The following is a 12,920-nucleotide window of genomic DNA, read 5'->3' on the forward strand; positions in this document are numbered from 1 at the left end:
AGGCTAAAAACAGGTATTGGCTCATCGGTGCACACTCATATCTGCACGCTAAGGCGCGTCAGCCAGACCTCCGGCTCCTGGCGAAAACCTGTGGGGGTGTTGAGGTTGCGTTGGTAGTCGACGTCGAGCTGCACGTTCTTCCAGCTCAGGTTGAGCCCCGCGCTGGCGCCGCTCAGGCGTTGGCTCTGGGCGCCGTGTTCGTGCTTGACCCAGCCGTTGTCCAGGCCCAGGCGCGGGGTGAGCTTCACCGGCAAGTCAGTGTTGAACGGCAGGCGCAAGGTGTTGCGCCATACCGCGCCAATGGCACCGGAACTACTGTTTTCGCGGTAGCCGCGCACGGCCGAGTCGTCGGTGATCAGCAGCTGTTCGATGGCGGGCAACGCATCCGGGCTGTACTGCACCGACAACTGGCTCTGCCACTGCCATGGCTGCGCTGCCCATTGGCCGTTGCGCCATTGGGTGAGGTTGGCGCGGTACTTTTGAAACTGCGCCTTGGGCCGGTTTTTCTGCACCTGGTCGGCATCGCGATCGGCGCCGAACCAGGTCAGGCCCTGGGCGTAATTGACGTCCAGGTTCCACACCGCGCTGTTGAGCCAGAACAGGTTCAGGCCCGCTTCGGCTACGGTCAGCGTGGGGCTTTGGATGTCCAGGTGTACCTTCTGTAGGTAGCTGTCGACGTCTTTGTAGGCCAGTTGCAGGTTGGCGCTGAGTTGGTGGCCCTGGTCGCGCCACAACACACGGTCGCTACGCAGGCTGACCTGATCGGTGCGGCCACTGTTGTAAAACGTGGTGCGGCTGAGTTTGAACGGCGAGCGGTATTCGGCATGGCTGGCGAACAGGCTGTAGGTCCAGTAACCGTAGGGGATCGAGTAGAACAGGCTGTGGCTGCGGCTGTAGCGTGGCCCATGGTTAAGCGTGTCGCTGAAGCTCAGGTTGAGCGAGTCGTTGATTTGCAGCGGGCTGTCCAGGCTCAAGTTGATCGCATTGCGATCACGCCCGGTGCCGGCGCTGCCGAGGTTATCCACTCCCAGGCCCAGGGCCCAGCGCGAGGCACTGCTGCGCGAGCGCAGGATGATGCGCGACGCGCCCGCGGTGCTGCCTGGGGCGATGTCGGCGGTGAGGTCCACCGAGCGCAGGCGGTTGAGCTGGTCCAGGCCCTGTTCCAGATCTCGCAGGTTCAGTGGTTTGCCGAGCATCCCGGGGAAAGCCCCGCCCAATGACACCGGCAGGCTCTGGTCGGCCAGTTCGATAGCCTCCAGGTAGCCTTCTTCGACGCGAATATCCAGCGGTTGCCCGGCGGCGGGCGCACTGAGCAGGTAGGGGCGGCTGGCGATAAAACCGGCCTCGACATACAGCCGCGTGATCTCTGCCAGCAGGCGGTTGATCTGGGTGACGCCCATGCAAGGCGCCACGTAGGGCTCGATGTGTTTATCCAACTCGGCACGGCTGAACAGCGTGACCCCGGCCAGGCGCGTACCGCTCAAGGGCCAGCAGCGTTCGTCCTTGGCGATGTCTGTTGGCAAGGCCGGTGTGGCCGCTGGCGTACCGAAACTGCCACGTTGCATCTGGCGTTGGCGCTGCTCCAATTGTAATTGCTGCAGGTCGCGTTGCTGTTGCTGTTGCAAGCGCAGGGCTTCCTGGCCTGGCTGCGGCGCCTCGGCGCCAGCCACGGGCAGCGCCCACAGGCAGAGGAGGGCAATGCCCAGGTTCCGGGTACAACTCAAGTGTCCGGTTGAGAGCTGATTTGGCACTCGACATCCTTAACGTAGAAATACACACGATCCACCGCACGAGCTAAACCTTGAACTCAGCGCAGACTTGCCCCACTTGAGTGAGTGCTGAACGGTTTGTTACATCGCCGTAGGATTTATTGCACATTCTGTAAGAAAAATCGTGTGATGCAGTGCTCAAATGCACAAATTCAGTGCGCGAATAGGCATCTCAGCCCAAAAATCCTGATTTTTCAGGAGGCGGGAGGGGGCGGCGCGGTTTTGATTGTTGTTTGGGTGTCACCTAATCGGCGTGCCGCGGCCAGGAACTGGGCACCTTGCCCGGTCACCAGATTAGGCTTTTGAATCCATTGGATATTCTGTAGCCTTGCGCAGCTTTAAGCTGTACCCGTGCTTGATGAACAAAAACACTTCGTCCGGCGGCGCCCGAAGGGCTCCTGAGCCGGTGGTACACTCGACTTTCGCGCTACTGCGCCTGCAGGTCTTGCGAACATGACGCACATTTCCGAACGCCTACTGGTTCAAGCTCACCTCGACGCCAAGCAGCCCAAGGTGCTCAGCGCTGCCGAAGAGGCGAGCCTGCGAACCGCCATCGCCGCCGAGCTCAAGGCTCAGGACGCGGTGCTGGTTGCCCACTTTTATTGCGACCCGGTGATTCAGGCCCTGGCCGAAGAGACCGGTGGCTGTGTTTCCGATTCCCTGGAGATGGCGCGCTTCGGCGCCGCTCACCCGGCCAAAACCGTACTGGTGGCTGGCGTGCGCTTCATGGGCGAGACTGCCAAGATCCTTACGCCTGAAAAACGCATCCTGATGCCTACCCTGGAAGCCACGTGCTCCCTGGACCTGGGTTGCCCGGTGGATGAGTTTTCCGCGTTCTGCGATCAGCACCCCGAGCGCACCGTGGTGGTCTATGCCAACACCTCGGCGGCGGTCAAAGCTCGGGCGGATTGGGTGGTGACTTCCAGCTGCGCGCTGGAAATCGTCGAAAGCCTGATGGACAACGGCGAGACCATTATCTGGGGCCCGGACAAACATCTGGGCACCTACATCCAGCGCCAGACCGGTGCCGATATGCTGCTGTGGGACGGTGCCTGTATCGTCCACGAAGAGTTCAAGTCCAAGCAGCTCGAAGACATGAAGGCGCTGTACCCGGATGCGGCAATCCTGGTGCACCCGGAGTCACCGACTTCGGTGATCGAACTGGCGGACGCGGTGGGTTCCACCAGCCAGCTGATCGCCGCAGCGCAACGCTTGCCGAACAAAACCTTTATCGTCGCCACCGACCGCGGCATCTTCTACAAGATGCAGCAGCTGTGCCCGGACAAAGTCTTCGTCGAAGCGCCTACCGCCGGTAACGGTGCAGCCTGTCGCAGTTGCGCGCACTGCCCGTGGATGGCGATGAATACGCTGGAGCGCACGTTGCAATGCCTGCGTGAGGGCAGTAATGAGATCTTCGTGGAACCGGCGGTGATTCCGCAGGCGGTACGGCCGCTCAAGCGCATGCTCGACTTTACCCAGGCAGCACGGTTGAAACTGGCCGGCAACGCCTGATCCTCAGGCTGAGACAAATCAAAATGTGGGAGCCAGCTCCCACAGTTGATCTGTGATGCGCTTGAGTTACTTCTTTGGCTTCGGGATCTGCACCAGCTGGGTATCCGAATAGATGTCATGCCAGCTGCGTTTGTGTTTATCGAACAACGACCAGATAAACCCCAACCCCACGCACAGCCATGACGCAATCGACACCACAAAACGCAACAGTGCCTGCCACAGGCTGATCCGCGAGCCGTCAGCGTTCTGCACGCGCACGCCCCACACCTGCATGCCCAGGGTTTGCCCCGAATGGGTCCAGAACTTGGCGAAGAACCCGAACAGCACGAACAGCAGCAGAGTCGACAGCAACGGGTCACCGTCCAGCGCGCCGGACTCGGTGAGCGTGCGCATCTTCGCTTCGCCCACGAAGGCGATCCACACCAGCTTGTAGATAAACGCGGTGACGATCAGCAGGGCGGTGCACAGCAGGAAATCGTAGAACATCGCTGCCAGGCGACGGCCCAGGCCAACGGCGGGGAATTCGCCCTGGGGGCTCAACAGGGGTTTGGACATGGCAGGGCTCTCTGGAGAAAGCACGCAGTTTACGCAATGGCGCCCATAAAAAAGCCCCTGATGTCATATCAGGGGCTTTTTGTCGCAGAAAGGATCAGCCTTCTGCGTTTACTTCGTCAGCCTGCATGCCTTTCTGGCCTTGCACGGCAACGAAAGTCACTTTCTGGCCTTCCTTCAGGCTCTTGAAGCCATTGCCCTGAATTGCGCGGAAATGCACGAACAGATCCGGGCCGCTTTCAGGAGTGATAAAACCAAAGCCTTTTTCGTCGTTGAACCACTTGACGGTACCGCTCTGACGCTCAGCCATTTTCTTCTTTCCTTTGACGCTAAAAATTAATGACAGCCCCTTTCAAACGAAAGAGTACTGGGCTGGGTTGCAGGAAAGTAAGAGACGTCGAACGGGTTGTAGCAACTACTTGAGCTACTGCCCAGGTCCAGGTTCCAAGCGACCCATGCAAACACAGTGGGCAAACTCTACGCCAACTAATATGAAAAAAACAAGCCCTTGTGCAGGCCCTGATTTTACTGGGGCTCATGACACTTTGTTGAATGTTCTGATACTGGCTTATTCGATAGAGTTATTCACTTGTTATAGGGCGTCAGCTATAAAAAGCCTATCGTGAATGCACTGTTTTATGGCGGTTGCGTTACAGTTTAGTGCACATTAACGCAACCGCGTTACTTATAGAAACAGTCAATCAGCCACGGTAGTAACGTTGCGGAACGAATGGCATTTTACTTACACGCAGTGGCACCTTTTTCCCACGTACCATTGCGCAAACTTCGGTATCCAGTGCGACAAATGCGCTGTCCAGGTAACCCATTGCCAGAGGGCCGCCCAAGGTTGGACCAAAGCCTCCGCTGCAGACGCTGCCGATAACCGTACCTTGCGCATCGACAATTTCAGCGCCTTCACGCACCGGGGTACGCTCCTGCGGCAGCAGGCCTACGCGTTTGCGCGCCACACCGGTTTGCTGTTGAGTGAAGATGCGGTCGGCGCCCGGGAAGCCGCCGGCCCGTGCGCCATCGGCACGCCGAGCCTTGGAAATCGCCCACAGCAGGCTGGCTTCGATTGGCGTGGTGTCGGTGTTCATGTCGTGGCCGTACAAACACAAGCCGGCTTCCAGGCGTAGCGAATCGCGAGCGCCCAGGCCGATGGCCTGCACTTCGGTTTCGGCCAGCAGGCTGCGGGCCAGGCTCTCGGCATTGGCGGCCGGCACGGAGATTTCAAAACCGTCTTCACCGGTGTAGCCGGAGCGGCTGACGTAGCAGTCCACGCCCAGCAAACGCAGGGTGGCGAATTGCATGAAGGTCATCTGAGTGACTTCAGGGGCCAGGCGCGCCAATACTTTCACTGCCGCCGGGCCTTGCAGGGCCAGCAGGGCGCGTTCTTCGAACAGCGGTTCGATGGTGCATTGGTCGCCGATATGTGTACGCAGGTGCGCCAGGTCCTGGTCCTTGCAGGCGGCGTTGACCACCAGGAACAATTCGTCGTTGCCCAGGTTGGCGACCATCAGGTCGTCGAGGATGCCGCCTTGCTCATTGGTGAACATCGCATAGCGCTGCATGCCTACTGGCAGGTCGATGATATCGACGGGCACCAGGGTCTCCAGAGCCTTGGCGGCATTCGCGCCAGTGAGACGAATCTGGCCCATGTGGGAGACGTCGAACAACCCGGCCTGTTCACGGGTATGCAGGTGTTCCTTCATCACGCCCAATGGATACTGCACCGGCATGTCGTAGCCGGCGAAGGGCACCATGCGTGCGCCCAGTTCCAGGTGCAGGGCATGCAATGGGGTTTTCAACAGGGTTTCGGTGGACATATTCAGCTCCTGAAAAACGTGCCGACGCGCTTGTGGGCGTCAGCACTCGATAATGTTGACCGCCAAACCGCCACGGGCGGTTTCCTTGTATTTGCTTTTCATGTCGGCGCCCGTCTGGCGCATGGTGCGGATGACCTTGTCGAGGGACACAAAGTGCTGCCCGTCGCCACGCAGGGCCATGCGCACCGCATTGATCGCCTTCACCGAGCCCATGGCATTGCGCTCGATGCACGGCACCTGCACCAGCCCGCCAATTGGGTCGCAGGTCAGGCCGAGGTTGTGTTCCATGCCGATCTCGGCGGCGTTTTCCACTTGGGACACGCTGCCGCCCAGCACTTCGCAGAGTGCGCCTGCGGCCATGGAACAGGCCACGCCGACTTCGCCCTGGCAACCGACTTCGGCGCCTGAGATCGAAGCGTTTTCCTTGTACAAAATGCCGATGGCGGCGGCTGTGAGCAAAAAGCGCACCACACCGTCTTCGTTCGCGCCGGGGATGAAGCGCATGTAGTAGTGCAGCACGGCGGGAATGATCCCGGCCGCGCCATTGGTGGGCGCAGTGACCACGCGGCCGCCATTGGCGTTTTCTTCGTTGACCGCCAGCGCATACAGGTTGACCCAATCGAGCACCGACAGCGGGTCGCGCAGCGCCGACTCCGGGTTCTTGCACAACTGCCTGTGCAAGGCTGCAGCCCGGCGCTTGACCTTCAAGCCTCCGGGCAAGATGCCTTCGTTGCGACAGCCGGCATCGACGCAATCCTGCATGACTTGCCAAATCTTCAACAAACCGCTGCGGGTTTCCGCTTCCGGGCGCCAGGCGCTTTCATTGGTCAGCATCACCTGGCTGATAGACAGGCCATAGGTGGTGCAGTGGCCGAGCAAGTCCTTGGCGTGTTTGAACGGGAAGGTCAGGGGTGTGGCATCTTCGACGATACGGTCGGCGCCCGCCGCGTCTTCATCCACCACGAAACCGCCACCGACCGAGTAGTACTCGCGGCTGCGGGTCTGGATGCCGGCGGCGTCAAAGGCACGAAAGATCATGCCGTTGGGATGATAGGCAAGGGGCTTGCGAATCATCGCCAGGTGTTCTTTCTCGTTGAACGCAATGCTGTGTTCGCCGAGCAGGTTGAGGCGCCCGTCGCTGCGCATCTGCGCCAGGCGTGCTGCCACGGTTTCGGTATTCACGGTGTCCGGGTGTTCGCCTTCCAGGCCCAGCAACACGGCCTTGTCACTACCGTGGCCTTTGCCGGTGGCGCCCAGTGATCCGTAGAGTTCCACCTTGATGCCTGTGGTGGCCTCCAGCAGGTTGTCACGCTTGAGCCCCTCGACGAATCGAGCGGCGGCACGCATCGGGCCGACGGTGTGGGAGCTGGAGGGGCCGATGCCAATCTTGAACAGGTCGAACACGCTAAGGGACATGGTTGTTCTCCGGTTTCTTATTATTTTCTGAAAGCCGACTCGGTCAATGTGGGAGCCGGGCTTGCCCGCGATAACGGTGGGTCAGGCAACATCACTGTCGGCTGATACACCGCTATCGCAGGCAAGCCAGCTCCCACACTGGCCGCGTATCTCCCGTCAGATCAGGCGTAGCTCTCGATAGAAGGGCACGCACACACCAGGTTGCGATCGCCAAACACGTTGTCGACCCGGCCAACCGGCGGCCAGTACTTGCCTTCGATCAATGAAGCCACCGGGTACACCGCTTGTTCACGGCTGTATGGGTGGCTCCATTCGCCCACCAGTTCGGCTGCCGTGTGCGGTGCGTTCTTGAGTGGGTTGTCGTCTTTATCGAGGGTGCCGTTTTCTACTGCGCGAATCTCTTCGCGGATGGCGATCATGGCGTCGCAGAAGCGGTCCAGCTCTTCCTTGGATTCACTTTCGGTCGGCTCGATCATCAAGGTGCCGGCCACCGGGAACGACATGGTCGGCGCATGGAAACCAAAATCGATCAGGCGCTTGGCCACGTCGTCCACGCTGATGCCGCTGCTGTCTTTCAATGGGCGCAGGTCCAGGATGCATTCGTGGGCCACCAGGCCATTGCTGCCGGTGTACAGCACCGGGTAGTGCTCTTCCAGGCGACGGGAAATGTAGTTGGCATTCAGGATCGCCAACTGCGACGCACGCTTGAGGCCGGCGCCGCCCATCATGCTGATGTACATCCAGGTGATCGGCAGAATGCTCGCGCTGCCGAACGGCGCAGCGCACACCGCGCCTTCCTTGCGTTCCATGGCTGCGTGGCCGGGCAGGAATGGCGTGAGGTGCGATTTGACGCCAATCGGGCCAACGCCCGGGCCGCCACCGCCGTGGGGAATGCAGAAGGTTTTGTGCAGGTTCAGGTGGGACACATCGCCGCCGAACTTGCCCGGTGCGCACAGGCCGACCATGGCGTTCATGTTGGCGCCGTCGATGTACACCTGGCCGCCGTTGTCATGAATGATCCCGCAGATTTCGCGAATACCTTCCTCGAACACGCCGTGGGTAGAGGGGTAGGTGATCATCAGTGCTGCGAGGTGCTCGCGGTGCTCGATGGCCTTGGCGCGCAGGTCTTCGATATCGACGTTGCCGCGTGCATCGCAAGCGGTGACCACCACGCGCATGCCGGCCATGTTGGCGGTCGCAGGGTTGGTACCGTGGGCTGACGACGGGATCAGGCAGATGTCGCGACGTTCTTCGCCACGGCTCTGGTGATAGGCACGGATGGCCAAGAGGCCGGCGTACTCACCCTGGGAACCGGCGTTGGGTTGCAGGGAGATCGCGTCGTAACCGGTGGCCGCGCAGAGCATGGCTTCCAGTTCGCTGGTCAGTTGCTGGTAGCCGGCGCTTTGCGCGGCGGGGGCGAACGGGTGCAGGGCACCGAATTCGGCCCAGGTCACCGGGATCATTTCGCTGGCGGCGTTGAGCTTCATGGTGCACGAGCCCAGCGGGATCATGGTGCGGTCCAGGGCCAGGTCCTTGTCGGCCAGCTTGCGCAGGTAGCGCATCAGCTCGGTTTCCGAGTGATAACGGTTGAACACCGGGTGGCTGAGGATCGGCGACTGACGCAGCAATGCGCTTGGCAGGGTGCTTTCGGTTGCAGCAAAGGGTGGCAGGGTTTTGCCGTCGGCGAAGATGGCCCACAAGGCTTGGATATCGGCCTGGGTGGTGGTTTCGTCGACCGACAGGCCTACGCGCTCGCCATCTACCACACGCAGGTTGATGCGCTGGGCGCGGGCCTTGTCGTGCAGGGCTGCGGTGTGGGCGCCGGTGTGGATTGTCAGGGTGTCGAAGAAGTGTGCCTGCTCGACTTTCTGGCCCAGGGCCGTCAAACCCTTGGCCAGGATCGCGGTCAGCTGGTGAATGCGCTGGGCGATCTGCGTCAGGCCCTTGGGGCCGTGGTACACGGCGTACATGCTGGCGATATTGGCCAGCAGCACTTGCGCGGTGCAGATGTTGCTGGTGGCTTTCTCGCGGCGGATATGTTGCTCGCGGGTTTGCATGGCCAGGCGCAGGGCCGGCTTGCCGAAGCGGTCGACGGAAACACCGACCAGACGGCCTGGCATGTCGCGCTTGAACGCATCCTTGGTGGAGAAGTACGCCGCGTGCGGGCCACCGAAGCCCAGTGGCACGCCAAAGCGTTGTGCGCTGCCAATGGCGACGTCGGCACCGAATTCACCCGGCGGCGTCAGCAGGGTCAGGGCCATCAGGTCGGCGGCTACGGCGACCAGGGCGTTGGCGGCGTGGAAGCGCTCGGTCAGCTCGCGGTAATCGAATACATCGCCGTTACTGGCCGGGTATTGCAGCAGGGCACCGAAGAACGCGCTGACGTCGGTCAGTTCACGCTCATCGCCGACCACCACATCGATGCCCAAAGGTTCAGCACGGGTGCGCAATACGTCGAGGGTTTGCGGGTGGCTGTGCACCGACGCGAAGAACGCGTGGCTGCCTTTGTTCTTGCTCAGGCGCTTGCAGAAGGTCATGGCTTCAGCAGCGGCGGTGGCTTCGTCAAGCAGGGAGGCGTTGGCAATCGGCAGGCCGGTGAGGTCGCTGATCAGGGTCTGGAAATTCAGCAGGGCTTCCAGGCGGCCTTGGGAAATCTCGGGTTGATACGGCGTGTAGGCGGTGTACCAGGCCGGGTTTTCCAGCAGGTTGCGCAGGATCGGCGACGGCGTGTGGCAGTTGTAATAGCCCTGGCCGATGTAGGTCTTGAACAGTTGGTTCTGGCTGGCGATGGCCTTGATCTTGGCCAGGGCCTCGGCTTCGCTCAGGCCGTCTTCCAGGCCGAGCACGCTGGTGCCCTTGATGCTTTCCGGGATGACGCTGGCGCTCAGGGCTTCGAGGGAATCAAACCCCAGGCTGGCGAGCATTTGCTGCTCATCTTCCTGGCGCGGGCCGATGTGGCGGGCGATGAATTCGTTGGCGGTGGTCAAATTAACGGTCATGGCGCGCTCCTCAGGCTTCAGCGTTGGCTTTGATCAGGCGGTCGTACGCATCCTGATCCAACAGCTTAGCCACTGCATCGGCATCGGCGGGTTTAAAACGGAAGAACCAGCCTTCGCCCATCGGGTCTTCGTTGACCAGTTCCGGGCTGCCATCGAGCTTGTCGTTGACTTCGAGGACTTCACCGTCCAACGGCATGTACACACCACTGGCAGCTTTTACCGACTCCACCGTGGAGGCTTCGGCGCCCTTGGTATAAGCCTGCAACTCCGGCAGTTGCACGAAAACCACGTCACCCAGCGCGTTCTGCGCAAAAGCGGTGATACCCACGGTGACGCTGCCATCGGCTTCGGCGCGCAGCCATTCGTGATCTTCAGTGAAACGCAACTCGCTCATGGAAACTCCTCAGGGCCAGAATCGTCTGGTGGACGGGATTGGAATAATGAGGAGTTGCTTAGCAATATCGCGGCCAACGTTATTAAGTCGTTATAGATCAAAGAGTTAATAAATTCAGCCATAGGCTTAATCGAATGTGCTGTAGCGTTTTCGCTACAGTCGAGTGCGTGAAAAAAAGCCTATGTGGATCAAAGCCTTGCATGGCGCGCAAAAAACAGGGTTGTAGCGATATCGTTACGCTGTAGCGCTTTCAGTACACGGAATGTCGTTCTCAGACCAAATCTGTAATGCGGTTTCTGTGGGGGCTTGCCTGCGATAGCGGTCTACCCGTCACTAAGGAGTTGGATGACCCGACGCTATCGCAGGCAAGCCAGCTCCCACAGTTGAACCGAGTTTATTCCGTCAGGGTTTGTTGGGAATGCCGTATTTGCGCAGGCGATGGGCGATAGCCGTGTGGGAGGTTTGTAGCCGGCTGGCCAGTTGGCGGGTCGAGGGGTAGCGGCTGTAGAGGCTTTCCAGCAGGCTGCGCTCGAAATCTTCCACGGCCTGTTCCAGGCTGTCGACTTCACCATCGCTCTGGCGCGCCACGGAGGTGCCGGCGATGTCCAGGTCGCCGATGTCCACCAGGCTGCTTTCGCAGATGGCGGCAGCGCGGAAGATCACGTTTTGCAACTGCCGCACGTTGCCCGGCCAGTGGTTGCCCAGCAGGGCTGGATAGGTACCCGGCGCCAGGCGGCAGACCGGGCGCTGGATCTGCGCGCAGGCTTGCTGCATGAAGTAGCGCGCCAGCAGCAGGATGTCCTGGCCGCGTTCACGCAAGGGCGGCACGGCGACGTTGAGCACGTTGAGGCGGTAAAACAGGTCTTCGCGAAAGGTGCCTTCGCTGACCATCTTTTCCAGGTCGCGGTGGGTGGCGCTGAGGATGCGCACATTGACCTTCACTTCGCGGTCACCACCCACGCGGCGAAAGCTGCCGTCATTGAGAAAACGCAGCAGCTTGGCTTGCAGGTACGGCGACATCTCACCGATCTCATCGAGGAACACCGTGCCCTGGTTGGCCAGCTCCATCAGCCCTGGTTTGCCACCGCGTTGCGCGCCGGTAAAGGCGCCAGGGGCATAGCCGAACAATTCGCTTTCGGCGAGGTTCTCCGGCAGTGCCGCGCAGTTCAGTGCCAGAAACGGCGCACTGTGGCGCGCACTGATGGCGTGGCAGGCGCGGGCCACCAGTTCTTTGCCGGTACCGGTTTCGCCCTGGATCAGCAGCGGTGCATCCAGCGCCGCCACCCGTTGCGCCCGCGCCTTGAGCGTGCGGATCGCCGGGGACTCGCCCAGCAGCGCATCAAACCCTTCGGCATGGTCATGGTGCAGCGCCGACAGTTGTTCGCCGATGCGGTTGGGCTGGTAGAGGGTAAGCAGGGCGCCGGCGTCGGTGATTGGCGTGGCGCCCAGCAGCAGGGTCTGGCCGTTGACGCTGATCTCGCGCAACGGCAATCGAAAGCCCTGGTCCAGCAAGGTTTCCAGCAAGGCCGGATCCTCGAACAGCTCGGCGATGCTCTCACCGGCCGGTTCACGCCCGTACAAGGCGATCAGCGCCGGATTGGCCAGCAGGATCTTGCCTGCACTGTCCAGGGCCAGCACCGGGTCGGTCATGGCCGCCAGCAGGGCGTCGAGTTGCAAGTGGCGACGCTGGCCCGGAAGGATGTCGACGACCTTTACCGCCTGCACGCCGTGCACGCTGAACAACGCATCGCGCAGTTCTTCAAGCACCTCGGCGCTGAGGGTCGGCGCATCGATATAGACATTGGGCGGCACCATTTCCACCGCATCCAGATTGAGATTGCGCCCACCGAGCAAGGCCAGGACTTCCTGGGTGATGCCGACGCGGTCGATGAAGCTGACGTGGATACGCATGGGGCGGATCTTGATTCTGGAGTGCTGAGGGTGGCCAGTATGCCTTGGAGCCGGTGGAGATCAAAATGTGGGAGCTGGCTTGCCTGCGATGGCGGTGGGTCAGTTACCGAAAATATCGTCTGACACGTCGCTATCGCAGGCAAGCCAGCTCCCACATTCGATTGGGGGGGCAGGTTATTCCAGGTGTTCGGGTTTGACCGGGTCGCCGGATTTCATATCCAACTGGTGGCGCACATCCTCAAACATCAGATCGTAATGCTTGTGCTGTGAACCGACGCTGCTATGGGTCTTGGGAATGCCGTATTTTTCGACAATCTTGGTCACATTGCTGGCGAAGTTATAGGCCTGGTCCTTGGGCAGGAAAAAGGTTTCCTTCATGCCCTTGCCCTGGATGCTGCCATGCAGGGTGAACTGCATGCCTTTGCCTTCGCGGTCATCCGTGACGACTTCGTAGTCCAGGCACAGGTCGTAGCTGACATCGTCCTTGTTAAGCGCGTGTCGCTCGATATGCAGGTGGCCGGGTTCAAAGATAGCCATAGGC

At 60.7% G+C, this 12,920-nt stretch carries 10 protein-coding genes; 1 reads left to right on the forward strand and 9 read right to left on the reverse strand.

What is annotated here, in order from left to right:
* Nucleotides 1–35 precede the first annotated feature (35 nt).
* On the reverse strand, nt 36–1,751 hold the full coding sequence (locus tag AC07S6_RS17890; protein WP_495112714.1) for a ShlB/FhaC/HecB family hemolysin secretion/activation protein: 1,716 nt from the start codon (nt 1,749–1,751) through the stop codon (nt 36–38).
* A 471-nt stretch (nt 1,752–2,222) separates the two neighbouring features.
* Between AC07S6_RS17890 and nadA the strand changes: the two genes are divergently transcribed.
* Entirely contained in the window at nt 2,223–3,281 is a 1,059-nt protein-coding gene (gene nadA / locus AC07S6_RS17895; protein WP_003193840.1) for a quinolinate synthase NadA, read from the forward strand.
* A gap of 66 nt (nt 3,282–3,347) precedes the next feature.
* On the opposite strand, the gene AC07S6_RS17900 is transcribed toward nadA, so the two are convergent.
* From AC07S6_RS17900 to AC07S6_RS17935, 8 genes are all read right to left on the reverse strand, one after another.
* Nucleotides 3,348–3,836 (reverse strand): RDD family protein, encoded by a 489-nt coding sequence (locus tag AC07S6_RS17900; RefSeq protein ID WP_197883000.1) that lies wholly within the window; start codon nt 3,834–3,836, stop codon nt 3,348–3,350.
* Nucleotides 3,837–3,930: 94 nt separating this feature from the next.
* Nucleotides 3,931–4,143: a cold-shock protein gene (locus AC07S6_RS17905; protein ID WP_197882998.1), complete on the reverse strand. Its 213-nt coding sequence runs from the start codon at nt 4,141–4,143 to the stop codon at nt 3,931–3,933.
* 391 nt (nt 4,144–4,534) lie between these two features.
* Nucleotides 4,535–5,659: a glycine cleavage system aminomethyltransferase GcvT gene (gene gcvT / locus AC07S6_RS17910; RefSeq protein ID WP_054898393.1), complete on the reverse strand. Its 1,125-nt coding sequence runs from the start codon at nt 5,657–5,659 to the stop codon at nt 4,535–4,537.
* Between the two features lie 39 nt (nt 5,660–5,698).
* Nucleotides 5,699–7,075 (reverse strand): L-serine ammonia-lyase, encoded by a 1,377-nt coding sequence (locus AC07S6_RS17915; protein WP_034128553.1) that lies wholly within the window; start codon nt 7,073–7,075, stop codon nt 5,699–5,701.
* 161 nt (nt 7,076–7,236) lie between these two features.
* Nucleotides 7,237–10,074, reverse strand: a complete 2,838-nt coding sequence (gcvP, locus tag AC07S6_RS17920) for an aminomethyl-transferring glycine dehydrogenase (protein ID WP_495112715.1) — start codon at nt 10,072–10,074, stop codon at nt 7,237–7,239.
* A gap of 10 nt (nt 10,075–10,084) precedes the next feature.
* Nucleotides 10,085–10,468, reverse strand: a complete 384-nt coding sequence (gene gcvH / locus AC07S6_RS17925; protein ID WP_014719698.1) for a glycine cleavage system protein GcvH — start codon at nt 10,466–10,468, stop codon at nt 10,085–10,087.
* Between the two features lie 402 nt (nt 10,469–10,870).
* The gene (gene gcsR / locus AC07S6_RS17930; protein WP_034128551.1) at nt 10,871–12,379 is read right to left on the reverse strand and encodes a transcriptional regulator GcsR; all 1,509 of its coding nucleotides are present in this window, start codon (nt 12,377–12,379) and stop codon (nt 10,871–10,873) included.
* Nucleotides 12,380–12,553: 174 nt separating this feature from the next.
* On the reverse strand, nt 12,554–12,916 hold the full coding sequence (locus tag AC07S6_RS17935) for a DUF5064 family protein (protein WP_014719697.1): 363 nt from the start codon (nt 12,914–12,916) through the stop codon (nt 12,554–12,556).
* Nucleotides 12,917–12,920 lie beyond the last annotated feature (4 nt).

This window comes from Pseudomonas sp. GW821-FHT07B01 (genome assembly GCF_059419065.1).